The sequence below is a fragment of the Neoalteromonas facilis genome, from assembly GCF_002807665.1.
GTDB classification, from domain to species: domain Bacteria; phylum Pseudomonadota; class Gammaproteobacteria; order Enterobacterales; family Alteromonadaceae; genus Alteromonas_E; species Alteromonas_E facilis.
Genome location: NZ_PEAY01000001.1, coordinates 763496 through 790053 on the forward strand (window position 1 = coordinate 763496; position 26558 = coordinate 790053).

The 26558-nt window shown below is 45.0% G+C and carries 20 protein-coding genes; 10 read left to right on the top strand and 10 right to left on the bottom strand.

Going from position 1 to position 26558, the window contains the following annotated elements; genetic code table 11:
• Positions 1–55: 55 nt before the first annotated feature.
• From greA to dapB, 4 genes are all read right to left on the bottom strand, one after another.
• Positions 56–532 carry a transcription elongation factor GreA gene (gene greA, locus CSH93_RS03465; protein WP_100642324.1) on the bottom strand — a complete coding sequence of 159 codons (477 nt, stop codon included), beginning with the start codon at positions 530–532 and terminating at the stop codon, positions 56–58.
• Between the two features lie 99 nt (positions 533–631).
• Positions 632–3856 carry a carbamoyl-phosphate synthase large subunit gene (gene carB / locus CSH93_RS03470; RefSeq protein WP_100641811.1) on the bottom strand — a complete coding sequence of 1075 codons (3225 nt, stop codon included), beginning with the start codon at positions 3854–3856 and terminating at the stop codon, positions 632–634.
• Between the two features lie 3 nt (positions 3857–3859).
• The gene (gene carA, locus CSH93_RS03475) at positions 3860–5002 is read right to left on the bottom strand and encodes a glutamine-hydrolyzing carbamoyl-phosphate synthase small subunit (RefSeq protein WP_100642325.1); all 1143 of its coding nucleotides are present in this window, start codon (positions 5000–5002) and stop codon (positions 3860–3862) included.
• Between the two features lie 256 nt (positions 5003–5258).
• The gene (gene dapB, locus CSH93_RS03480; protein ID WP_100641812.1) at positions 5259–6041 is read right to left on the bottom strand and encodes a 4-hydroxy-tetrahydrodipicolinate reductase; all 783 of its coding nucleotides are present in this window, start codon (positions 6039–6041) and stop codon (positions 5259–5261) included.
• Between the two features lie 125 nt (positions 6042–6166).
• Between dapB and CSH93_RS03485 the strand changes: the two genes are divergently transcribed.
• From CSH93_RS03485 to CSH93_RS03510, 6 genes are all read left to right on the top strand, one after another.
• Positions 6167–6718, top strand: a complete 552-nt coding sequence (locus tag CSH93_RS03485) for a PH domain-containing protein (RefSeq protein WP_100641813.1) — start codon at positions 6167–6169, stop codon at positions 6716–6718.
• Positions 6718–8238: a PH domain-containing protein gene (locus CSH93_RS03490; RefSeq protein ID WP_100641814.1), complete on the top strand. Its 1521-nt coding sequence runs from the start codon at positions 6718–6720 to the stop codon at positions 8236–8238. The genes CSH93_RS03485 and CSH93_RS03490 overlap by 1 nt, the downstream gene beginning before the upstream one ends.
• Positions 8239–8284: 46 nt before the next feature.
• Complete coding sequence (locus CSH93_RS03495) at positions 8285–9439, top strand: serine hydrolase domain-containing protein (RefSeq protein ID WP_100641815.1); 1155 nt, start codon at positions 8285–8287, stop codon at positions 9437–9439.
• A 20-nt stretch (positions 9440–9459) separates the two neighbouring features.
• Entirely contained in the window at positions 9460–10251 is a 792-nt protein-coding gene (locus CSH93_RS03500; RefSeq protein WP_100641816.1) for a crotonase/enoyl-CoA hydratase family protein, read from the top strand.
• 52 nt (positions 10252–10303) lie between these two features.
• Entirely contained in the window at positions 10304–11356 is a 1053-nt protein-coding gene (locus tag CSH93_RS03505) for a M28 family metallopeptidase (protein ID WP_100641817.1), read from the top strand.
• A 148-nt stretch (positions 11357–11504) separates the two neighbouring features.
• Positions 11505–12182 carry a cytochrome b/b6 domain-containing protein gene (locus tag CSH93_RS03510; protein ID WP_100641818.1) on the top strand — a complete coding sequence of 226 codons (678 nt, stop codon included), beginning with the start codon at positions 11505–11507 and terminating at the stop codon, positions 12180–12182.
• A 22-nt stretch (positions 12183–12204) separates the two neighbouring features.
• Here CSH93_RS03510 and CSH93_RS03515 read toward each other — a convergent pair whose 3' ends face one another.
• From CSH93_RS03515 to grpE, 4 genes are all read right to left on the bottom strand, one after another.
• On the bottom strand, positions 12205–12687 hold the full coding sequence (locus tag CSH93_RS03515) for a c-type cytochrome (RefSeq protein ID WP_100641819.1): 483 nt from the start codon (positions 12685–12687) through the stop codon (positions 12205–12207).
• Between the two features lie 176 nt (positions 12688–12863).
• Entirely contained in the window at positions 12864–13997 is a 1134-nt protein-coding gene (gene dnaJ, locus CSH93_RS03520; protein WP_100641820.1) for a molecular chaperone DnaJ, read from the bottom strand.
• A gap of 119 nt (positions 13998–14116) precedes the next feature.
• Positions 14117–16036 (bottom strand): molecular chaperone DnaK, encoded by a 1920-nt coding sequence (dnaK, locus tag CSH93_RS03525; RefSeq protein WP_100641821.1) that lies wholly within the window; start codon positions 16034–16036, stop codon positions 14117–14119.
• 100 nt (positions 16037–16136) lie between these two features.
• Entirely contained in the window at positions 16137–16778 is a 642-nt protein-coding gene (grpE, locus tag CSH93_RS03530; RefSeq protein WP_100641822.1) for a nucleotide exchange factor GrpE, read from the bottom strand.
• A gap of 211 nt (positions 16779–16989) precedes the next feature.
• On the opposite strand from grpE, the gene CSH93_RS03535 reads away from it, so the two are divergent.
• Together CSH93_RS03535 and CSH93_RS03540 are read left to right on the top strand one after the other, a co-directional pair.
• A complete protein-coding gene (locus CSH93_RS03535) occupies positions 16990–20367 on the top strand; it encodes a hybrid sensor histidine kinase/response regulator (RefSeq protein ID WP_100641823.1) in 3378 nt (1125 codons plus the stop codon).
• A gap of 66 nt (positions 20368–20433) precedes the next feature.
• Complete coding sequence (locus CSH93_RS03540) at positions 20434–20685, top strand: HP1242/YdcH family protein (RefSeq protein ID WP_100641824.1); 252 nt, start codon at positions 20434–20436, stop codon at positions 20683–20685.
• Positions 20686–20776: 91 nt separating this feature from the next.
• Here the strand turns inward: CSH93_RS03540 and CSH93_RS03545 are convergent, their stop codons facing one another.
• Positions 20777–21430, bottom strand: a complete 654-nt coding sequence (locus CSH93_RS03545; protein ID WP_100641825.1) for a response regulator transcription factor — start codon at positions 21428–21430, stop codon at positions 20777–20779.
• Positions 21431–21491: 61 nt separating this feature from the next.
• Positions 21492–23807, bottom strand: a complete 2316-nt coding sequence (locus tag CSH93_RS03550) for a TonB-dependent receptor (RefSeq protein ID WP_100641826.1) — start codon at positions 23805–23807, stop codon at positions 21492–21494.
• 191 nt (positions 23808–23998) lie between these two features.
• Between CSH93_RS03550 and CSH93_RS03555 the strand changes: the two genes are divergently transcribed.
• A complete protein-coding gene (locus CSH93_RS03555) occupies positions 23999–25294 on the top strand; it encodes a GntP family permease (RefSeq protein WP_100641827.1) in 1296 nt (431 codons plus the stop codon).
• A 13-nt stretch (positions 25295–25307) separates the two neighbouring features.
• Positions 25308–26558 carry an E22 family MetX-like putative esterase gene (locus CSH93_RS03560; RefSeq protein ID WP_100641828.1) on the top strand — a complete coding sequence of 417 codons (1251 nt, stop codon included), beginning with the start codon at positions 25308–25310 and terminating at the stop codon, positions 26556–26558.

The window sequence follows — 26558 nt, forward strand, 5'->3', positions numbered from 1 at the left end:
GAGACAAAAAAACCGCCATTCGGCGGTTTTTCTATGATGTGTTTGTGCAATCTCGTTACACGTATTCTACTTCAACGATCTCAAATTCAACCGTTCCGGCGGGGGTTTGAATATTCACTACATCGTCTACCATTTTTCCGATCAAACCACGTGCGATAGGTGAATTCACTGAAATCAGATTCGATTTAATATCAGCTTCATCATCGCCCACGATGCGGTAGGTTGTTTCTTCGTCTGTAGTGCAATTTAAGATGGTAACGGTAGTCCCAAAAATGACTTTTCCAGTATTTTCCATCTTCGTAACATCGATGATCTGTGCGTTAGACAGTTTGCCTTCAATATCTTGGATCCGGCCTTCACAGAAGCTTTGTTGTTCACGGGCTGCGTGATATTCTGCGTTTTCTTTCAAGTCGCCATGTTCACGCGCTTCAGCAATCGCTTCAATGATCTTAGGACGACGTACGGTCTTAAGTTCATGTAATTCATCACGCAATTTTTGTGCACCCGCAGCAGTCATTGGGTATTGGCTCATGGTTTTTCTCTCTTTATTCTTCTCATAAAAAAGTGCGCTAAAAAGCGCACTTCCAAGCGGCATAGAATACCTGCTAATTGAGTCGTTGTCACTCTTCTACTAGCGTTGTTTTACCCGTTCATGCAACTCCTGCACAGATGCAACTTTGCTTCTGTCATCAGAGTCTTTGGCACGAATAGTGGCAAACGCAGCATTTAGCGTTGTGGTATAGGTTGTTTTGCTAGCAAGCGCTTCGCGGCGAATATACACCGAATCGTTGATTGCTTGACGACCTTCAGTGGTATTTACCACATAGGTGTATGTCTTGTTTTTAATCGCATCAACAATGTTCGGGCGCCCTTCAGACAACTTGTTCACCACGGTCGACATAATACCCGCATCATACAATGTGGTTGCCGTTCCACGAGTCGCTTCAATTGCGAACCCTTTAGCCACAAGCTCTTTAGCAAGCTCAATCACCTTGCGTTTATCATGCTCTCGCACAGAGATAAGTGCTTTACCGTTTTGAGGTACAGGTGAACCCGCGCCTAAATTGGCTTTTGCATACGCCTCTTCGAAAGTATCACCCACGCCCATAACTTCGCCGGTTGAGCGCATTTCAGGGCCTAATAGTGGGTCAACACCGCGGAATTTAGCAAACGGCAGTACCACTTCTTTTACCGAGTAAAACGGCGGTATGACTTCTTCTGTAAAGCCTTGGTCAACTAACGATTGCCCTGCCATCACACGCGCGGCTATTTTCGCCAAGGCGACGCCCGTTGCTTTCGACACAAACGGCACTGTACGTGCTGCACGAGGATTCACTTCAATGAGGTAAACTTCGCCATCTTTTACCGCAAACTGTGTATTCATCAATCCGATAACATTCAATTCCAACGCCATCGCTCGAACTTGCTCGCGCATAACGTCTTGGATGTCTTGCGGTAATGAATACGGCGGCAATGAACAGGCTGAGTCACCCGAGTGGACACCCGCTTGTTCAATGTGTTCCATGATGCCACCGATGACAACGGTCTCACCGTCTGAAACAGCATCGATATCAACTTCAATCGCGTCATCAAGGAATCTGTCCAATAGCACTGGCGAATCGTTAGACACTTTTACCGCTTCATTGAGATAGCGTTTCAAGTCCTTTAAGTCATATACGATTTCCATCGCGCGGCCACCCAACACGTAGCTTGGGCGCACAACCAATGGGAAGCCAATCTCTTCGGCTTTAACCAACGCTTCTTCCATGTTGCTGACGGTCGCGTTAGCCGGTTGTTTAAGGCCTAGCTTATTAACCATCTGTTGGAAACGCTCGCGATCTTCCGCACGGTCAATCGCATCAGGGCTAGTACCAATGATGGGTACACCGTTTTCTTCCAGTGCTCTTGCTAATTTCAATGGCGTTTGACCACCATACTGCACAATCACACCTTTAGGCTGCTCTACCCTGACAATTTCTAGCACGTCTTCAAGTGTCACTGGCTCAAAATAAAGCCTATCTGACGTATCGTAATCGGTTGAAACCGTCTCAGGGTTACAGTTGACCATGATAGTTTCATAGCCATCTTCACGCATAGACAAAGCGGCATGAACACAACAATAGTCGAATTCAATACCTTGACCGATACGGTTTGGACCACCGCCCAACACCATGATCTTGTCTTTATCACTCGGCTGAGACTCACACTCTTCATCATATGTTGAATACATATAAGCCGTGCTAGTAGAGAATTCAGCGGCACAGGTATCAACACGTTTGTAAACTGGGAAAATATCAAACTTAGCGCGGATATCACGAATATCGCTTTCGGCTACATTGGTCAATTCTGCAAGACGCGCATCAGCAAAGCCTTTGCGTTTTAACTTGCGCATGAGATCAGCGTCGATATCAGATATACCGATACGTTCAACAAGCCCTTCTAATTGCACAAGTTCTTCAATCTGAACCAGATACCAACGATCGATATTTGTCAGGTCAAACACTTCATCAATTGTCATGCCCATACGGAATGCATCTGCGATGTACCAAATACGTTCAGCGCCTGGCTCACGCAGTTCATACACGATCTTGTTGCGCGCATCTGGGTCTTCCAAATCTAAAATTGGATTTAAACCTGAAGCGCCCACTTCTAAACCACGTAACGCCTTTTGCAGAGACTCTTGCTGATTACGGCCAATCGCCATTACCTCACCAACAGACTTCATCTGAGTAGTTAGGCGGTCGTTAGCACCGGCAAATTTTTCAAAGTTAAAGCGTGGGATCTTAGTGACGACATAATCGATTGCCGGCTCAAACGAAGCCGGCGTAGCGCCGCCGGTAATATCGTTGGCTAGTTCATCTAATGTAAAACCAACCGCCAGCTTGGCGGCTACTTTTGCAATCGGGAAGCCGGTCGCTTTTGATGCCAATGCAGACGAACGAGACACGCGCGGGTTCATCTCAATGATAACCATACGTCCAGTGTTAGGATCGATGCCGAATTGGACATTCGAGCCACCTGTTTCAACGCCAATTTCACGCAATACAGCCATAGCAGCGTTACGCATGATTTGGAATTCTTTATCCGTTAACGTTTGTGCAGGCGCGACTGTTATCGAGTCACCTGTGTGAACGCCCATTGGATCGAAGTTTTCAATGGTACACACGATAATGCAGTTATCGTTCTTATCGCGCACCACTTCCATTTCATATTCTTTCCAGCCAATTAATGACTCGTCGATTAGCAGTTCATTAGTGGGAGAAAGATCCAATCCGCGCGCGCAGATCTCATTAAATTCATCGATGTTATAGGCGATACCACCGCCCGTGCCACCCATGGTAAATGATGGACGAATGATACATGGGAAGCCTATGCGGCTTAGCACATCGTGAGCTTGTTCCATGGTATGAGCAATTTCAGCGCGCGGGCATTCCAAACCAATTGATTTCATGGCTTTATCGAAACGCTCACGGTCTTCTGCTTTATCAATGGCTTCTGCTGACGCGCCAATAAGCTCAATATTGAATTCTTCAAGCACGCCATGTTTATTGAGATCAAGTGCACAGTTCAGTGCGGTTTGACCACCCATTGTGGGCAAAACAGCATCGGGTCGCTCTTTTTCAATAATTTTACGTACAACTTCCCAGTGAATTGGCTCGATGTAAGTAGCATCCGCCATATCAGGATCAGTCATAATGGTTGCAGGGTTAGAGTTAACCAAGATAACTCGGTACCCTTCTTCTCTTAGCGCCTTACACGCTTGAGCACCAGAGTAATCAAATTCACAGGCTTGGCCAATGACGATAGGACCAGCGCCAATGATGAGAATGCTTTTTATGTCGGTACGTTTTGGCATGCGTTATTTGTCCTGACGATGTTGGTTAGACATTAATTCAATAAAATGATCGAATAATGGCGCTGCATCCTGCGGGCCTGGACTCGCTTCTGGGTGTCCTTGGAAACTAAAGGCTGGCTTGGTTTTATGTTCGATACCTTGTAAAGAGCCATCAAACAACGACACATGTGTTACCTCTAAACAATCCGGTAAATTCGATTCGTCTACCGCGAAGCCATGGTTTTGGCTGGTGATCATAACCACATTGCGACGTAAATCTTTGACGGGGTGGTTGGCACCGTGATGACCAAACTTCATCTTTACGGTATTGGCGCCACAGGCAAGGCCCAATAATTGATGCCCTAAGCAAATACCAAAAATCGGTAATGATTTTTCTAAGAATACTTTGATAGCTGCGATGGCGTAGTCACATGGCTCCGGATCTCCAGGACCATTTGATAAAAACACACCGTCTGGCTTCATTGCCAACACGTCTTCAGCAGACGTTGTTGCTGGAACAAGTGTGACTCTGCAGCCACGTTCGACCAGCATGCGCAAAATGTTGTGTTTTGCACCGAAATCATAGGCAACAACATGAAAATCATATTTCTCAGGTTCAGGTTGATAACCTGTACCTAATAACCAGGTATTACCTTTCCACTCTTGTTGACTGTCAATCGTAACGACTTTTGCCAAATCCATGCCTTTTAAGCCAGGAAATGCTTTTGCGTGATCAAGCGCTGTCGCTTCGTTTAAGTCGTCACCTGCAATAATGCAACCATTCTGCGCACCTTTATCCCGTAAAATACGCGTTAGACGGCGTGTATCGATATCGGCGATGGCGACTATATTGTGGTGTTTGAGGTATTCAGAGAGAGAAAGGGTATTACGGAAATTACTGGCTAGAAGGGGAAGGTCACGAATGATAAGGCCTTTGGCGCTTACGTTGTCTGATTCGACATCTTCTTCATTTGTTCCAGTATTACCAATATGGGGATACGTTAAAGTGACGATTTGTTCGGTGTATGAAGGATCAGTCAATATTTCTTGATAACCCGTCATCGACGTATTGAAAACCACTTCACCGACTGTGAGCCCGTCAGCTCCAATGGCAGTGCCTTTGAAAACAGAACCGTCTTCAAGCACCAACAGGGCAGAATTAGCCAAGTCAACCTCCAAGCATAAGTTAACTCATGTATCAGGCCAGCTATACCTGATACGTGACAGTTCATAAGTAACCTAAAACGTTACTTACTAAGGGTCTTTGCAGCTAATCAAAAGGCGTTTTAGTAGCAAAACGCAGATTTTTGGCAAATTCCGCTGAGTATATAGCAAGCGCCCTGACAGATCCATTGCAATTGAGATAAATATTGAAAATAAGGCTTTTTTAAAGTTTATTTAACAAAACCATCGAAATTGACACTTATTTCAAGCCTAAAACATCTTCCATATCGTACAAACCTGCCTCTTTTGCCACCAGCCATTTTGCGGCCCTTAGTGCTCCGATGGCAAAGGTCTGACGGCTACTGGCTTTATGGGTGATTTCGAGTCTTTCGCCGATATCAGCAAATAATGCGGTATGCTCGCCGATGATGTCACCGCCACGAATGGTCGAAAACCCAATAGTTTTTTGATCACGCTCACCTGTATCACCTTCTCTGGCATACACTGCTTGAGTTTCTAAATCCCAGTTCAATTGATCGGCAATGGCCTCGCCTATTGCTTTTGCAGTGCCTGACGGGGCGTCGCGTTTATGTCTATGGTGAGCCTCAATGATCTCAATATCAGCAGTATCTTCCAGCGCCTGAGCTGCAATTCTGCATAGCTTCGTCATGAGCGTTACACCGACGCTGTAATTCGCCGCAAAAACAATCGGGATGTGCTTTGACGCTTCATAAAGTGCTTGCTTTTGCTCTGCTAACAGTCCGGTTGTCCCAACCACTATTGGTTTATTATGTTCAACACAATAGGCCAAATGCGCTGGTAAAGCATCGGGCAGCGTAAAATCGATAACGGCATCAACATCATTTGAGTCAGTATCATTCAATGTCTGATATTGAAGAGAAGATCCCAATAGCGTCGTTTTATACAAAGAAGACGATTCACGCACGCATACAGCACTGATCTGCACTGACTGAACGACTGAAGACGCCTCTATGAGCGCCTGCCCCATTCGGCCATTCGCTCCCAAAATTGCAATATTCATAGCGTTTCCTCGATTTTTTCTTCATTGTGCCTAAAACAACAATAATTTACAGTAGTTGTTCGAAATTCCTTAAATCTTTACTGATATAGATTAACATTGCGCAATGATGGCAGCGACGTAAACTCATGACACAACAATCTCCCCCTCCCCCATTGGCTTCTGTCCAAACACTCTCTAAGCAACCTTTATCGACAATGTATGCCAAGGTCCGACTGAGTATCAAAGTGGTGAATATAGGTATTGTATTGTCGCTGCTAGGTATCTTGTTTATTCAACCTTGGATAACACTCGACACACGTGTCATCACACTATTGCCCATTGTTGCGATAATTATTGCGACGGCTGGATGTGTATTTAGTTTACTTGGTTGGTTGTCAGATCGGACCAAGTACTATGCAGTACGTGAACATGACATCCATTTTGGTGGTGGTCTGTGGGTCAAAAGATTAACGTCTCAACCATTTGGACGCGTGCAGCATGTTGAAGTCAGCCAAGGGCCAATTGAGCGCCTTGCCGGATTGAGCAAATTGCACGTGTACTCTGCGGGCAGCGGTTTTCAGAGTTTTATTATACCCGGATTACCAGAACAAGCGGCACAAACGTTACGCCAATTAATCAGTGATAAGGCCAGCATTGCCAGCAAAGCCGAAGCTGAGGCGTCAGGGCATTCTCAGTAATGGACGACAAACATAAGATGCTTGACGAATGGCAGCGCGTACACCCGATTGCGCTAGTGTATTTTGCAGCACAATTGATAAAAGGTGCTGCGAGCAATTTTTATGTTTTTATTCCAATAGCCATAGCACTGAAAAATAGTTTTACGGATGACCCTATGCGTGTGGTTTTGCTGACCGGCGCAGTGCTTTGCATAGCAATATTTTTCGTTATTGCCAGCTACTTTGCATTTCAGTTTCGTGTGCTCGACAAACATATTGAAATTCACAAAGGACTTTTTAAGCGCGTTCGCCTCAATCTGCCATTCGATAAAATACAAGACGTGCGACTATCGCAGCCAATTTACTATCGCTTCAACGATATGCGCGTAGTCACATTAGACACGGCGGGTTCAGCCAAAGATGAGGCGGTTATCGTTGCCCTTCCGGTAGTGCAAGCTGAAAACATTGCGCAACGACTTTCTCAGCTACAATCTACAATACAAACCGAAACATCCTCTTCAAACTCATCTGCCGCAACCACATCCGCAGACGAACAATTGCTCATCACACGAAGTGTGAAGGATTTGGTACTTCACGGTATAACCAATAATCGTGTATGGATAATACTTGGCGTATTTTCACCTTTTATTGATGATGCCATTCGCGCAGCTGATGAGCGTATTTCGGCATTACAGCTTACGCATTACTTTTCAGTTAGCGAACAAGGATTGGGCTTTGTTGTAGGAGCTATTGCGGTAACGGTTCTGCTCACCTTAACGCTTGTTACTCTGTTGTCAGTTGCAGGCGCTATTTTGAATTTCTATGACTATAAATTGCTTTTTAACGGGCAGCGCCTGAAACGGCAAAGCGGCCTTCTTACCAAGCATCAAGTGAGCGTGAATAAAATACGCATTCAACATATTGAATATAACCAAGATTGGCTCGACAACTTATTTGGCAGGATCAATTTGGTATTTAAACAACTAAAACACACATTGTCGGTGCCAGGGGAAGATAAGCAAACTTTAGTGGTACCATCGGTGACAGCCGAACAAGCAGCGGCGTTAGGGCAATACGCATTTTCACACGTATCTCCTCACGACTTAACGTTTCACCCTATTAGCAAACGCTTTATTACTAAGTACTCGTTAACATTGAATCTGTTACTTTGCATTATTATTGGCATCGCATTATGGCTAATACCAAACAACCCATATTATGTTTTTTTCCTCGCACTGCCGGTTGTAGTAGAGGGATTGATCATATTACGATGGTACCGATGGGGGTATACGGTAGATGACAACAACATCTATGTGCGGCAAGGATTATTCGCTACCGATGTGTGTGTGAGCCCGTTATATAAAACCCAGCTTACACAATTATCTGAAACCTATTTTCAACGCAAAGCAGGCTTTGCAAATGCAATTTTGATATTAGCCTCGAAAAAGATCACTGTCCCTATGATAGGAAAGTCTGAAGCATTGAAGCTGATTAATGTATCGCTTGCTGCAACACAAAACCAAAGTAAGCGATGGATGTAGGCTTAAGCCTGTTCAATCAATCACTGAACACTATGGAAGAGGAACCATGTTTAAAAAACAATTCATTCTTGCCATTCTACTTGGCCTATTAACCGCTAATATCGTACTTGCGAGTGAGCCCACCCCGTATTTCCCTGAGCGTGGTGACTGGCAGACTAAAAGCCCTGAGAGCCAGGGCCTCGATCCGCAAAAAATAAAACAAGCTGTAGACTTTGCAATGGCTAATGAATACAGCGGAGATAAAGACTTACGCATCGCCATATTGAAAGGATTTGCCCAAGAGCCTTTCCACGACATTTTAGGGCCAACCAAAAAACGCGGGGGGCCAGCAGGCATGATCATCAAAAACGGCTATGTCGTTGCTGGCTGGGGTGATCTTAACCGTGTTGATATGACGTTTAGCGTCACCAAAAGCTATCTTTCCACCGTCGCAGGGATTGCCGTGCAGAATGGTTTAATTGCGAATGTCGATGAAAGAGTCGATGGCTACGTTTGGGACGGTACTTATGCGGGCAAACACAATAGCCAAATAACGTGGCGTCATTTGTTAGATCAATCATCTGATTGGAGTGGCGAACTGTTTGGCATAAAAGATTGGGCCGATCGCCCACCTGCACAAGGTAGCTTGGATGATTGGAAAAACCGCAAATTAAATACTCCTGGCACTGTTATGGAATACAATGATGTACGCGTAAACTTGCTTGCCTACTCGCTTTTGCAAGTTTTACGACAACCGTTGCCACAGGTGTTAAAACAGCATGTTATGGATAAGATAGACGCATCTACCACGTGGCGATGGTTTGGCTATGACCACGCATGGGTGCCAGTGGATGGTGTTAACATGAACAGTGTTACCGGCGGTGGGCACTCGGGTGGTGGCGTGTTTGTGTCAACATACGACCAAGCGCGATTTGGCTTGCTATTCACTCGCAATGGTATGTGGCGTGACGAACAGGTTATCGATGCGTCATGGATAGAACAAGCGATTACCCCCTCGACTCCGAATCCTAGTTATGGCTTTATGTGGTGGTTGAATCAGGGTAAACGCAAGTGGCCAAAAGTAGATAATCCGTCACTATTTTATGCAGCAGGCTTTGGCGGAAACTTTATCGTTATCGACCAAAAAAATGATCTCATGTTAGTCACCCGCTGGTTAGAGCCGAACAAAATCGGCGAGCTAGCTGCCTTGGTCTTTAATTAATCACGTATTTGGATACATTTATGGATAGCGCTCGTGTAACGCTAGAAGTTAGAAACCACATTGGCTATGTCACATTGAATAGACCAGACAAACACAATGCCTTGGATATGGCGATGTTTATCGCTATTGATAATGTTATCAGTCAGATCAAACGCGACAAAACCATCCGCGTAGTGATTGTGAATGGCGCAGGTGAGAGCTTCTGCTCTGGTTTAGATATCAAGTCGGTACTATCCAGCGCAGGAAATGCGTTTAGACTGCTGTTTAAATGGTTACCTGGCAACGCAAACTTGGCGCAACGTGTCACGGTTGGATGGCGAAGGCTTAAAGTCCCCGTCATTATGGTATTGCATGGAAAGTGTTGGGGCGGCGGTATGCAAATCGCATTGGGCGCTGACTTTCGCATTGCATCAAGCGATTGTTCACTCTCAATTATGGAGTCTCGCTGGGGCTTGATCCCCGATATGGGCGGAACTCTGGGATTGCGCGAATGCGTCGCAAACGACCATGCCACTAAACTAGCGATGACCAGTGAAACCCTTTCAGCTGATGAAGCCCACAATATTGGCCTGATAACCACTGTAAACGATCAGCCAATGCACGCTGCAGAAACATTGGCTCAACAATTGATTTCCCGTTCACCCGATGCCATCAGCACTATTAAGCGGATATACCATAAAATTTGGTGTCGCCATGAGCGCCGTATTCTCGCAGCCGAAAGTATCAATCAGATCCGCGTTATCTTAGGTAAAAACCAACGCATTGCAGTAAAACGTGAGATGGGTCACACCAACGCAGAATATAAATTGTGATCGGGTTTTATCATCTTCGATTTTTTCACCCTCAGTACCAGGTGCTATTTGCATGAAATATTGTTTAATCTCCTTAGCCGCCATGTGTTTGGCATTTAATGTCCAAGCTAAACCGATAAATACTATGCTCGGGCATTTAGACGCTTTGTCCAATCCCGCATCAGGAATAGGCCCGCGCCCACCCGCATCAGATGCTGAAAAAAAAGCAGCAGACTACATTGAAACGCAATGGCAGGCACAAGGTTACACGGTCGTAAATAGCCCTTTTACCTACACACTACGTGATAAAACCTATAGCTCTCAAAATGTCAGCATTACACTGCCTGGAAAAAGCGATGATATGTTGTACATTGCCGCTCACTATGACTCTATCGGTAACGACTCGCACGGTGTGATTGACAACGCGGCAAGCGTCGCCTTGCTGCTAACCCTCAGTGAGACTCTTGCCTCTCAATCATTACCCATTAGCATTACGATGTTAGCGTTTGGCGCTGAAGAAGTGTCAATGCAAGGTTCAAAAGCCTATGTGAAAACATTAAGCCAAGAACAACTGAATAAAGCGGTAGGTATGATAAACCTCGACACTGTTGTCGGTGGCGATATTTTGTATATTCACAGTGCCCACTCAACGCCTTACGATTGTGCAAAAGAAACAGGCACCTACTCTCACTCCCCTTCGTTAAGAGATGAATTACTCGCCTATTCCAACACATTTTTTAAGCAACAAACCTATACGCTTCATCCTGAATATAAAGGTTATCCAGAAGGTGAAACGGGGTATTGGTCTGATCATTCCCCCTTTGCATGTCTGGGTATACCGATTGCCTATCTAGAAGCAACAAACTTTACGATCAATGGAAAAGAAGGTTTTGATGGCTACTCACAAACGACTCACAATGCCATGTGGGATTGCTTTGACGATAAACAGAATACGGCCTGCGACCGAGACGCTGAAAAGCAATGGGGTAATATCTGGCATACAAGTAATGACAATACTGACGTTTTAAAGACAGCTTTCCCTAAGCGAATTGGTACGCAGTTGAATATCCATTATCAGTTATTACTAAACTACCTTATGGCTAGTTCCAATAACCAAAGTGAATAAATCAACGTATTCCAGTAACACTTCGGGTCCGTTGGTGTGGACACTGTTGGTTATTGGTCCGAGTGTTTATTAAAACTATCGCTTGCGCCTTTTCGTTAACTAAACAATCAGTACACTAACGCTATATAAAATAAGGAATAAAACGTTTATGAAGCGACAAACCATTTGGGACATTCCTACGCGTATTTTTCATTGGCTATTAGTGGCTAGTTTTGCGTTTCAATGGGTAAGTGCAGAATTACTCGATGACGCTATTTTGTGGCATGCACGCATTGGCTATGCCCTTTTGGGCCTTATCATGTTTAGAATTGTCTGGGGATTTATTGGTACCCGCTTTGCGCGTTTTAGTTCGCTTTCGTTGTCTCCAAAGGAAACCCTAACTTACAGTAAGCAGCTATTGAATAAATCGTCAAAAGAATACGCTGGGCACAACCCTGTCGGAAGCTGGGCAGTGGTGATGATACTAGTATTAATGGCGCTACAGGCGATCAGTGGCCTCTTTGTCAGTGATGATGTGTTCACTGAAGGACCTTATCGTAGCGCGGTGTCCTCATCCGTACTAAACGTGATGGAGTTCATTCATTTCAATTTGTTTAACCTGTTATTGGCTATCGTCGTCCTGCATGTTGTCGCGGTGCTATTTTATCAGTTTTATAAAGGCCAAGCGTTAATCAACGCCATGATCACGGGTAAAAAGTGGCTTAAAGAGGATGTGGGAATTAACTCTTCCCGACTAGTATTGGCGGTAATCCTAGCAGCAGTTGTTGCGGCCGGAGTATATGTACTAGTTGAGGTGTTACCGCCTGAGCCCGAGTTTTATTATTAGTAACCCAGGCGGTAAAGCTTAATTAATCAGCCTTGTAGCTGTCGTGGCAACCTTTACAGGTTGCGCCCACACCACCAATGGCCTTGCGGTATGCGCCTTCGTCGCCGCTCTCGGCTGCGACTTGCAACGCTTGCGCAGCCACTACCATATCATTGGCCTTTGCCACGAAATCATCCATATTGTCCCAGATTTTCGGCAACGCTTCCGTATCCACATTGAATGAAGTGGTATTGGTTGCGAAGTAATCTGGCAACATTGTGCCCAACTGTTCAATACGTAGCGCATTAGTTTTCATCACTTCAGTGTCAAATGGGATCTGCCCTTTTGCCATGCCGCCTAATGGTCCCATATTGCTACGCACCAATTGCAATAGTGCCTGACGAAACGTTGCAGCACTCGCAGCTTGACGTTCACTCTGAGCCATATCGGCAAATGACGCTGTAGAAACCAGCGCACTGCTTGCACCAAGACACAGAGCAACAGCAAATGTTGATACCTTTTTCATTCTATTTCCTTGTTGTAATTCCCCAAATAAGAAGGTCTGAGAATACCGATTTCAACGATAAAGCTCAAATACCATTAAGGTATAGCCAAAAACTTTACGAAAGCATTCATAATCTTGAAGCATTAAAAAAGGCACCTATATCGATGCCTTTTTTTGCATAAGTGAAGACGTACAGATTAATTCGTTAGATCGTCAAAAAATTTCTTAACGCCGTCGAAGAAACCTTGTTCTTTAGGTCTATGCTTAGCTGCATCTGTGCCGCTTCCCATCGATTCATCCAGTTCTTTCAGTAACTCTTTTTGACGTGATGATAGGTTTACCGGCGTTTCAATTACCACCTTACACATCAAGTCTCCAATTGACCCACTGCGAACAGATTTAACGCCTTTGCCACGTAATCTAAACATACGCCCGGTTTGGGTCTCTGCACTTATTTTCAATTTCACTTTACCGTCAAGCGTCGGTACTTGGATTTCGCCTCCCAACGCCGCTGTAGTAAAGCTTAATGGCACTTCACAGTACAGGTTATTGCCATCACGGGTGAAAATCTTGTGTTCTTTTACGTGTACCTGTACATATAAATCACCTGCAGGTGCACCATGTTCACCGGCTTCACCTTCACCACTTAAGCGAATGCGATCACCAGTGTCGACGCCTGCTGGCACTTTAACTGACAGTGTCTTAGTTTTTTCAACGCGACCGTGACCATGACAGTTGTTACAGGGGTCACTGATAATTTGCCCTTTGCCCGAGCAGGTTGGACAAGTTTGTTGAACCGCGAAGAAACCTTGGCGCATTTGAACCTGACCATTACCATGACAGGTTGGACAGGTTGTTGGCGTAGAACCTTTCTTCGCCCCCGAGCCGTCACACACTTCACACCCAACTAGCGTTGGCACACGAATTTCAACTTCTTTTCCGCGTACTGCTTCTTCAAGTGTTAATTCTAGGTTATAGCGTAAATCGGCGCCTGAACGGGCACGTGATTGACGCCCTCGGCCACCACCGAATATATCACCAAACACATCACCAAAGATGTCACCGAAATCAGCACCACCGCCGAAGCCACCGCCACCGCGGTTTGGATCAACACCCGCATGACCGTATTGATCATAGGCTGCGCGTTTACGTTCATCCGTAAGCACTTCATGGGCTTCTTGGATTTCTTTGAATTTTTCTTCAAGTGCCTTATCACCCTCAGTTCTATCTGGGTGATACTTCATTGCAAGTTTTTTATACGCCTTTTTAATATCGCGTTCACTTGCGCTTTTATCGACACCTAAAACTTCATAGTAATCTCGTTTTGACATATCTCGTGCTTATCCTACCTTGTACAACTGGCAATGCTCTTATTTCAGCAAAAAGGCGTAGGCAGAAATCTGCTACGCCTGTGTTTGCTATTGTGTCGTCAGTCTAATTCGACTTTCGATTACTTCTTGTCATCCTTTACTTCTTCAAACTCGGCGTCAACAACATCATCATCTTGAGACTGTTGCGTTGCGTCAGTAGCTTGCTCTGCACCCGCTTCCTGGGCTTTCGCTTGAGCAATTTCCATCAACTTCGCTGAAGCTTGAATAAGCGCTTGCGTTTTCGCTTCAATCGCTTCTTTATCTTCACCTTTAATCGCCGTTTCTAAATCGCTGATTGCTTCTTCAATCTTCGCTTTTTCATCTGCAGGTAAAGCATCTCCAGCTTCTTCTACTTGCTTGCGCGTTGCGTGAACCATGCCATCAGCTTGGTTACGTGTTTGCACTAGCTCTTCGAACTTCTTATCCGCTTCTTTGTTCGCTTCTGCGTCGCGTACCATTTGTTCGACTTCATCGTCGCTCAAACCTGAAGAGGCTTTGATCGTGATCTTCTGCTCTTTGCCTGTATCTTTGTCTTTCGCCGATACGTGCAAGATACCATCCGCATCGATATCAAATGTTACTTCGATTTGCGGCACACCACGCGCAGCTGGGCGAATACCTTCTAGGTTAAACTGACCCAACGACTTGTTACCTTGGGCTTGCTTTCGCTCACCTTGAAGTACATGAACCGTTACCGCTGACTGATTATCATCAGCTGTAGAGAAGGTTTGTGACTTCTTGGTTGGAATTGTTGTGTTCTTCTCGATTAGTGGCGTCATAACACCACCCATCGTTTCGATACCCAACGACAATGGCGTTACGTCTAGTAACAGTACGTCTTTAACCTCACCTGAAAGAACACCACCTTGAATTGCAGCACCTACGGCTACCGCTTCATCAGGGTTTACATCTTTACGAGGCTCTTTACCAAAGAATTCAGTAACGTATTTCTGAACCAATGGCATACGTGTTTGACCACCGACTAAGATGATGTCTTTAACATCACTTACGCTTAAGTCAGCATCGGCTAACGCTTGTTTAACTGGCTCAAGTGAAGCCTTCACCATGTCTTCAACCAAGGATTCTAGTTTTGCACGCGTTACTTTGATTGCAAGGTGCTTAGGACCAGACGCATCAGCTGTGATGTATGGCAAATTAACTTCTGTTTGTTGCGCAGAAGACAATTCAATTTTCGCTTTTTCGCCCGCTTCTTTTAAGCGCTGCATCGCCAATGGATCTTTACGCAAATCGACGCCTTGGTCTTTCTTAAACTCTTCAACCAAGTAGTTGATCATACGGTTATCAAAATCTTCACCACCTAAGTGTGTGTCACCGTTAGTCGCAAGTACTTCAAAGGTGTGCTCGCCATCTACTTCATCAATTTCGATAATTGAGATATCGAATGTACCACCACCAAGGTCGTATACCGCAACTACGTTATCACCTGATTTTTTATCCATACCGTAAGCAAGTGCTGCGGCAGTTGGCTCATTGATGATACGTTTTACGTCTAGGCCAGCAATGCGGCCCGCATCTTTAGTTGCTTGACGCTGAGAGTCGTTAAAGTATGCAGGTACCGTAATAACCGCACCTGTAACTTCTTCGCCTAGGAAATCTTCAGCTGTCTTTTTCATCTTCTTCAAAACTTCAGCTGAGATTTGTGGTGGCGCCATTTTTTCGCCTTTACTCTCTACCCACGCATCACCGTTGTCAGCTTTGACAATGCTAAATGGCATAATGTCGATATCACGCTGAACTTCTTTGTCTTCAAAACGACGACCAATTAAACGCTTGATTGCGAACAAGGTGTTCTTAGGGTTAGTAACAGCCTGACGTTTCGCAGGTTGCCCAACTAGCGTCTCACCGTCTTCAGTATACGCAATGATAGATGGGGTTGTGCGATCGCCCTCGGCGTTTTCGATAACTTTCGCTTTGTCGCCGTCTAGAACTGCGACACATGAATTTGTTGTACCTAAATCGATTCCAATGATTTTACCCATTGTGTGTCTCCAAAAAACTGTTTCAAATACCTGTACTAGTTGTGGGGCCTTTCAACAAAATTTCAATATTCCCCACGAAAAAAACTGCTAAAAAACTCTACTAAGCCTGCGTATCCACACCACCTTCTGGTGCGCGTGAAACCATGACCATTGCTGGACGTAGCAGTCGCCCATTAATTTGATATCCCTTCTGCATGACGGCTATCACCGTGTTCGGCGCAACCTCAGCAGACTCCTGCATCGACATCGCTTGATGAAGCTCTGGATTGAACGCTTCACCTTGCGGATCAATAAGCGTTAAACCATTCTTTTCAACCGTGCTAATGAACGATTTCATGGTTAATTCCACGCCTTCAAGTAATGGCTTAACTGACTCATTCTCAGCATCAGCCACTTGAAGCGCACGTTCCAAATTGTCTATAACCGGTAGCAACTCGCCTGCGAATTTTTCAAGCGCAAATTTTCGCGCTTTAGATACTTCCGCTTCAGCTCGACGCTTCGCATTCTCCATCTCAGCGCGTGCACGCAAAACAGACTCTTTTTGACCTTCAATTGTGGCATTGGCCGCTTCAAGTTCTGCTTCTAATGCAGCAATAATCTCGTGCGGCGTTTCAAATTCGCCTTCCAAAGATGATTGCGCGTTGTTGTCAACCTCACTACCGTCAGCTGCATGTTGCACCTGCTCATTATCAAGGTTGGAATTCGTTTGCTGCTCTTCTTGCACGTCGCGATTGTCGCTCATGCATGCCTCCACTCTATTTCTACTATCGGTTTGTCACTTTGGGGGCTTAATGGGGTTGTATTTAGAGGGTTCAAGGGTAACCACACCACTTTTAGGGATTATTTTTAAATTTTTTTCACTATTACTAGGTCAATAGACGAATATTTGTCATTATGGGTGTTATTCAAACTACGCGCGTCAACCACCCAGTGTGTGAATCTAAGATATTGTAATGTTTAGCTTTTGGACTGTTACAGTTGTCATTGTTGTTTACCTACTCACCTTGTTTGGCATCGCCTTTTGGTCAGACAGACGGAAAAGGGAACACCAACAACACCCCTATGTATACAGCTTAGCATTGGGTGTTCACTGCACTTCATGGGCATTTTTTGGTACTACCACCCAAGCCAGCAATTATGGCTGGGCCTTTATCCCAACCTACCTAGGCATGATTATTGTGTTTATTTTGGGTTTTGGCGTGGTAAAAAAATTGGCTAACTATTGCCAAGCGCAACAAATCAGCTCTCTCGCTGACTTCATTGGCTCGCGCTATCAGAGCCGCTTTAGCCTCGCAGCATTGGTAACCTTAATTTGCTTTCTAGGGGTAATTCCCTACATTGCGTTGCAACTAGATGCGATAACCTTAGCGCTGTCGCTGATATCCGATGAATCACCTGCAACAACCTCCGGTATCAGTTTATATGTGGCCGCCTTAATGGCGCTTTTTGCCATTCTATTTGGTACCCGTACTCTTAGCTTAACCGAAAAACATCCGGGATTAATGACCACGATTGCGTTTGAATCTGTGCTCAAGTTGTTTGGTATCAGCGCAGTTGGGATTTATGTGGTGTTTATCTTGTTTGACGGACCGATGGATCTGATTGCGCAAGCGGCTGCAAATTCAGAAGCCAAACAAGTGATCTATGCCGATAATGCAATCGGCGTGTTTATGTGCCACGTATTGTTGGGAATTTGTGCAGCATTCTGCCTGCCGAGACAGTTTCACATTACGTTTGTCGAAAACAACGGTGATGACGAGCTACGCACCGCTCGCTGGATGTTTCCGCTTTACCTGACCTTAATGACATTGTTCGTACTGCCAATCGCCTTGGCTGGGCACGTCATGCTTGATGCAAACCAGTACACTACTGATAGCTTCGCGTTGGCCATTCCCATATCTCAACAGCAAGGTGCCGTCTCACTTATAGCCTTTGTTGGCGGCATTAGTGCAGCAACCAGTATGGTTATTGTGGCGACGCTCGCTTTGGGTATTATGATTTCCAATAACTTGGTTACACCATTGTGGCTGAGATTTAAATTTGCTAGCAATTCGCAACAACCGCTGGCAACCGGGCAAATACTGATTATTCGTCGCTTTACCGTATTGATCGTATTGTCTGTTGCCTATGGCTACCATGTGTACATCAGCCAATCTGCGCCACTCGTTCAAAGTGGCACTATCGCAATGGCTCTGCTGTCTCAATTGACACCCGCAATATTGCTACCGTTTTTCTGGCGTAAAAGTAATGCGCTCTCCGCATGGATGGGAATTGCCGCAGGCAGCGTTTGTTGGTTTATCACCATGTTGTGGCCAAGTATCACATCAACCTATTATTTCGGCACGCCCCCTACGGATGCCGATCTGGGCAATAATTTTGTACTCAGCTTGCTCATTAATTTGATGGTGTACGGCATTTTTGCATTAAGACCTTCCGCAGGTATCAGCAATAAAACAAGCACGGCTGATACAATTCCATCATTGGCCATTCATATTGCAGATCTTGAGAAACTGTTAAAGCGCATTTTGCCACAACAAGACTATTCCGTATTTGCGCAACAAATTAGGAATCACAGTGCGCAAGCCATTGCCAGCGCGCCACTACTGGCGCAAAGTGAGCGGCAATTAGCGTCTCAAGTCGGCATAGCGGGCGCTCGAATATTATTATCAACAGTCGCAACCAAACAAAATCACAGCATTACAGAGCTTGTTGAGATTGCAGAACAAGCGTCTCAAACCCTGCAATTTAATCATGAGGTTTTGCAATCTTCAGTACAACACATCCAGCAAGGCATTAGCGTATTAGATCGCGACCTCACTATGCTTGCGTGGAATGAACGCTATCTCGAACTATTTAATTACCCTCAGGGCTTTATAACCGTTGGCAAACCGATTGAAGAATTGCTGCGCACAAACGCAGAACGTGGCATGTTTGGTGATATCACTGATATAGAGGGAGAAATTGCTAAACGTATTAGTTTTATGCGAAATGGCAGCCGCTATAAGTACATTCGTAAACAGTCTGATGAACGGACTATCGAAATCAATGGTAGCCCATTGCCCGGTGGTGGATATGTAACAACGTATGCAGATATCAGTGATTACATCCGCATCCAAGATGAACTCACTCAGGCAAAAACCAATCTTGAAAATCGCGTTCTACAACGAACAGAGCAACTGCATAAAGCCAAACAAGCTGCTGATCAGGCCAATGTCAGTAAAACTAAATTTTTAGCAGCTGCGGGCCATGACTTGATGCAACCGTTCAACGCAGCAGTATTGTATGCCTCAATGCTCACGCAGCGAGTCAGTCAGGCAAACAATGATGATAGCCTAAGAGAAATCAGCGAAGGTATTCAACAGTCACTGAACAGCGCTGAGTCGTTACTGAATACTCTATTGGATATGACAAAGCTGGAATCAGGTGTACTTCAAACCAATATATCGACCTTTAATATTGACGATTTGTTTTCATCGCTGTGCCGCGAATTCTCAGTGATTGCTCGACAAAAAGGCGTAGAAATCCGCTATGTAAAGTCCAGTTTAACCGTGAAGTCAGATAAGAAACTGTTGCGCCGTATATTGCAGAATTTGATTTCCAACGCTATTCGGTACTCAAGGCCACACGAGCGCCCTCGCGTTGTCGTTGGCATCAAGCGAAGAGCCAGTGCTCTGGCTGAAATTATCATTGCTGACAATGGCGTCGGTATCGATAAAAAACACCAGCAAACTATATTCGCCGAATTTCATCAATTGAATCCGGCTGAACATCATCACGGATTAGGTTTAGGCTTGACCATTGTTGAACGCATGGCCAGTTTGCTGTCACATAGCATAGGCCTGTCTTCCAATGTAAATGTTGGCAGCGTGTTTAGTGTCACATTGCCTCGCGGCAAAAGCGATCAGGCGCAACTTATCAACAAAGAACAGACTAACGTTACGGAAACAAAAGATGATCGTTTCTTAACGAATACGACAGTATTAGTGGTTGAAAACGATGAGCAAATTCAAAAGGCCGTTACACATGTTCTACAAGATTGGGGCGCAACGGTTATCAACACGGATTCGTGGCACCAAATTCAACAATTATGCCCTTCCCCACCCGACCTGCTGATCGTCGATTATCACCTTGATGCTGGCGAAACGGGTATCGATGCTATACGCAAAGCCAGTGCGCTGTGGCAACAACAAGTCCCCGGTGTGCTAACCACTGCAAATCGCGATGATAGTGTTAAAGATCAAGCGTTTAGCATTGGTTTATCCCACCTTCCCAAACCCGTAAAACCTTTAGCATTAAAACGATTGCTAAAACGATTACGGAACATGACATAGATCAATATTGCTGTTTGCTGTTGTGGGCATACTGAGGCCATAGGTTAACAAAACAAGGCAATCAGAATGTCATTAGAAAAGCACAATTTACTGAAAGAATTTCCGGATCATCACCACACAATCCGTCATTTAAAAATGAACGATACGCATTTTGCTAAATTGTTCGATGAGTACCATGACATTGATCATGAAGTATTCCAAATTGAAGCGGGTGATAAGGCGACATCTGATGAATATCTGGAGCAACAGAAACTTAAGCGTGTTGAATTAAAAGACGTGTTATTCAAGCTGGTAAAACAGGAAGAAGCAGCGCAATAGAGCAGAATTTGAGACAGTTCCAACCCTGGAGAAGTACCTAACTTCTCATTCATCCAAACGGATAGCCGGTAATGAACATTACCGGTTTTTTTTATTCTTCAGATTGCATGGCTTGCTTAAAAAGCACCCCAGCTTGAGTACGGTTTATCACCCCGAGTTTTTTCAGCACGGCTGACGCATGTTGTTTAACAGTCGATTCTGAAATCGATAACTCGTAGGCAATCTGTTTATTTAAAAGTCCATTAGCCATTAGGTTTAACACCTTAAATTGGTGCGGAGTGAGTTGCCCTAATTTAGCCGCAAAGTCGTCCGCTTCATTTGCACTGTCACCATCTTCCAAATCAATATCAGCCGGTATCCACGTATCACCATTTAATATGGATTTAACCGCTTCGGTAATTTCAGGTAACGGCGTTGATTTTGGAATATAACCACTGCTACCAAGGGTTACAGCACGCCGAATTAACGCAACATCATCTTGAGCGGAAACCACAACCACTAGCGTGTTGGGAAAATCTAATCGAAGTTGACTTAATCCCGTTAACCCCTGGTTTCCAGGCATTGAAAGATCTAAGAAAACAAGCTCAATATCGGCATTGCTTTCCAATTGTGCTCGCGCCTGATGAAAGTCCTCAGCTTCGATTATGTCGCCGTTGATAATATCTTGCAGAGCATGACGCATTGCCGCCCTAAATAAAGGGTGGTCGTCGGCTATCAGTACATGGGTAGTGTCGAGTATTTGCATAGCTTGAGTTTATCACAAAAAAGGCGGCCGAAGCCGCCAGAACACACACGAACGTATTTACTTAGTAGAATCTATATCCTACGGTTAAGTGAAAGGTTCTAGGATCCCCATAGTAACCAATTAACGTGGTGTCACCGCCTAAACCTGGGCCAAGCGTACCGTCGTCATTGCGGGTTACAAAGTCATACCCACCAACAACATATTCTTCATCCGTTAAGTTCTTACCGTGTATGCTGGCATACCAGTCACCGTCTACACTCTCCCAGCTCACGCTGAGGTTAAGCATGCCGTATGCATCTTGTTGGATAAGATCGCTTGTTTCAAAAATTAAATAATCGTCACGATGGTTGTAGTTTGCACTGAACACGAAGTCACCCACATCACTTTCCATGACATAACCTGCCGAGAAGTTATAGGTCAACTCAGGCGTGTTTGACAGACCAATTAGTGGTGGAACCGCGTTGTTCTTTTTAATCTCAAAATCGATATAGCCGATATTTAAGCCTAATTGAAGATTATCTGTAGCCACATAAGTGAACTCCGCTTCAATACCCTTCGCCGCTGTTTCCGCTGCATTTCTTAGACGTTGAAGAAGTGCTGTTGGATCATTGCTGTTGCCTTCAATACCAATATATTGACGATCTTTGTGGTCGTAACTAAATAAAGTCACGTTTGCACGTAGATTGTCGTTCCAATCGCTCTTCATACCCACTTCAAAAGAATCAACGATTTCTGGGTTTACGCCAGGTTCATTGATTGTCGCTCTTGGGTTGAACGTACCAGACTTAAAGCCCTGCGAGTAGCTCGCATAGAACATCACATCTTTGTTCATTTGATATTCAAGGCCAACACGAGGCGTGAAACGAGACCAGCTTTCTACCGCAGGCGCATCAAGAACACCGTCGCCATCGGTATCGGTTCCTAGCACTTGAGGAACCAAGTCAGCGCCTGGGCGTTGATAACCCGGGATCCAACCAGAATATGGGTAAACATTGTCAAAGATCAGGCCATTATTCACTGTTGCTGACTTTTCTTCATCGGTATAACGAGCACCGATAGACATCGATAGATTTTCAGTCAAATCAAAGTTAGCTTGAGAGTATATCGCCCAACTTTCGCTGTTATTACAGCCTGTCACTTCACGGGTTAACCCTGGCGTTCCAAATGCGGCACGGCCTAAGAAACCTAGGATAGCATCAAAGTTACCGCACGATTCGCCATCATATAAGTACAAACCACCGACAACTGAAAATGAATCGGCAGTATAGTTCGCCTGTAATTCATGTGTAGTGTTTTCATCATCATACTCAGCGGGAACATCAAAAATGTCCAACGCCGTATTGTCGAAATCAATATTGGTAGGTGAATAGCTCTCACGTGATGAACCAATATATTTTAACTCTAAGTTTTCTGAGAAATCGTGACGAACTAACCAGTTAATGCCTTCCAAGGTCACTTCATTCCATGTTGGCATACTGGTATAGGAATCATACACGCTATCAGGTACAGGCGCGTTAGTCAGCAAGCTTGGCATCAAACGATAACCGCCCTTAGCATTTGACGTGTCGTTTGTCTTATCCCAACCAATTCTGATAAACCAATCGTCTGCAGGGTGTAGCTCAACAGATAAGCGAGCTGCCCATAGGTCTTTATTGTAATTTTCTAAGTCTTGATTTGGGATCGCTGACTGAAGGTAAGTACCAAATCCATCACGGGTTAGGTCAGCATAACCAAATCCGATATAAAACGTATCATCAACCACTGGCACTTGACCGGTAATTTTTACGTCACGCTGTGAGTAGCTTCCGACGGTACCTTGAACATTAAAGTTCATGTCACCTGTCATTTCTTTAGTGACATACTTAACCGCACCACCAATGGTGTTTTTACCGTAAAGTGTTCCCTGCGGACCACGTAGCACCTCAATTCGTTGAACATCCATAAGATCCAACACGGCACCTTGAGGTCTAGCCAAGTACACGTCATCGATATAGATACCAACACCTGGCTCATAGCCCCATAGTGGATCCTGCTGGCCCAAACCACGGATAAACGCTGTTAACGTTGAGTTTGTACCACGGCTAGTTTGTAACGTGGTGTTAGGCGAGAATTGTTGTAATTCTGTTAAAACTGAGATGCCCTTCTGTTCAAGTTCCATCGCGCCAATTGACGTGATGGCAACAGGTACTTCTTGGATAGATTCAACAGTTTTACGCGCTGTAACTTCAATACGCTCTAATTTCTTCGGAGCGTCTGCATCAGCACTGGCGTCAGCGTCTTGTGCCATCACCATGGGTGAAGCAGCAGCTAGCGCAGCACTAATGGCTATAGCACAAGCTCGTTTGGCAAATGGGTGAGTGTACGATTGTGATTGCATTGGGTTGTCCCTTTTCGTCTCTGTAATTGTTTTAGTTAAATTGCAGGGCTACGGTCTGGTGTTAAATCTATGTGAATTTTTCGTTAAGGTATGTAGTACGATGGTACTATGGGCACAAATCGCGATTCCCGCCACAATAAACCTCGTTTTCAAGAGGCTGCGGTCACAGTACTCAATTAGGAAAACTCATTATGCTTAGTTTGATCGGATTAGTCGGTGGTCTTGGACTTCTGATTTTTCTTACTATTCGTGGAATGAATTTATTCATCGCGGCTCCACTGTGCGCACTTATTGTTGGGCTCACAAGCGGCTTGCCCGTATTTATCGGTGAAGGAAACTTTGTATCAACATACATGCAAGGTTTTACCGGCTTTATTGCCTCGTGGTTTTTCATGTTTTTGCTTGGCGCATTGTTCGGTAAATTTATGGAAGACACCGGCGCTGCTGATGCTGTCGCCAAATGGATTGTGGATAAACTTGGCTTCCATCAAGCCGTTTTGGCCGTAGTATTGGCATGCGCAATCTTGACTTATGGTGGTGTTAGCGTCTTTATTGTGGCGTTTTCTGTCTACCCTATGGCGCTTAGTTTATTCAAAGACGCTAACTTGCCACGCCGCTTTATACCAGCAACGATGGCGTTTGGTTCTGTAACCTTTACCATGACGTCTGCAGGCTCCCCAGAAATTCAAAACTGGATCCCAATTAAATATTTAGGCACTTCTCCATTTGCTGCGTGGGAAGTAAGTTTCGTAGTTGCAGTATTCATGGCCCTGTTTGGCTATTGGTGGCTAAAGCGCATGATTGGCAAAGCCGTTGCCAATGGCGAAAAGTTCGAAGCGCGTAAATCCGATCCTGAAATTCCAGTACGCGATTACCCTCATCCAATGACGGGTATCATCCCACTGATCGTGGTGTTGGTTCTATCCTTCACCTTGCACGAAGCGCTTGCTCAATTGGCGCTAATAGTAGCGCTTGGTGGTGGTGTACTGACGTTAATGGCAATCAACTTCTCGCATTTTCACAACCTGTCGGAAGCCGTGCATTTAGGCACTACAGGCGCATTGCTAGCTATTGGTAACACCGCTGCGGTTGTTGGATTTGGCGCCATTGCAAAATCGACCGACGCATTCCAAGCAACGGTTGACGTGATGACACAAATTCCAGGAAATGAATTGATTGGCGCAGCTATAGCGGTTTCAGTTATCGCCGGTCTAACCGGTTCGGCATCGGGTGGGCAAGCTATAGCGCTACCACTTGTGGGTCCCCACTACCTCGATCAAGGAGTGGATCCAGAAGAGTTACATCGTATTGTATCGATTTCTTCTGGTGCGCTCGATTCATTGCCCCACAACGGCTACGTCGTAACCACTATTAGAGCGATTTGTGGCGAGACTCACCAAGCCGCTTATTGGCCATTGGCTGCGTTGACTGTTGTTGTGCCTTTGGTCGGCCTGATTATGGCTATAGGCCTGTTTACGATTTTCTAAGGATAATTACAGGATGAAATTCATACCGTTTTCTTCTCGTCAGATCCACGCGGCGGCAATCACGATAAGCCTTTTGCTGGCTTCAGTAGTTCCCGCATTTGCTGAGGGATTACTCACTAGCAAACAGTCTTTTACCACCGAGAATTTCACCTTCTTCAATGGTAAAACCATCCCTGAGGTAACCGTTGGTTGGGAAAGTTACGGCACTTTAAATGACGCAAAAGATAACGTAATCCTGATAACGCATTACTTCACAGGTAATTCCCACGCGGCAGGCAAATACCACAATGATGATCCTGTCGCAGGATATTGGGATGCGATTATTGGACCGGGAAAAGCAATTGATACCAACAAATATTTTGTTATCAGCGTGGACTCGTTGGCAAACCTTTCCATAAACGATCCCAATGTCATTACCACAGGTCCTGCGTCGATTAATCCACAAACCGGCAAGCCCTATGGACTGGATTTTCCCGTTTTCACTATGCGTGATCTGGTGAATGTACAAAAAGCCGTATTGGAAAGTTTAGGCATTAGTAAACTGTATGCCGTTGCTGGCCCCTCAATGGGTTCTATGCAGGCGATTGAATGGGCTGCGGCCTATCCAGAATGGGTGCCTCGTTTAATTTCAGTTATCGGGGCAGCGTCTGCTGACGCATGGACTACAGCGGCTTTAGAGCAATGGGCCATCCCCATTAAATTGGATAAACATTGGAACAATGGCGATTACTATCAGGGCACTGCGCCTACAGATGGATTAACCGCATCTTTAATGTTTATTACACAAATAGCGCTCACGCCTGAGTTTTTTAATCAACAAGGCATGCAAATAGGCCAACAGCCATTAGAGCATTCTCCGTTACATAACATTCAAGCAGATCATTCGATTACAACATGGTTAAAAGAACGCGCAGCACAGCGAGCGCGTCTTATGGATGCCAACCATTTGTTGTATTTAGTTCGCGCCTGCCAGTTGTTTATGGCCGGTCAACAAAATGATTTACGCCAAGGACTTGCGCGCATTAAGGCGAAAACATTATTTATCCCTGCTCAGCAAGATCTACTATTAATGCCCTATTTAGCGCAGCTTGCACATCAAAATTTAGTGCAATTAGACAAACACAGTCAGTATGCAGAACTCGAAGGCTCATTGGGTCATCTTGAGGGGGTTTTAGGCATTGCACAACACGCCGATACGATTAAGCGCTTCCTAGATGACCACGAAGCTCAAGCAACCAATAGCCCAGATACGTTAAAGGAATAA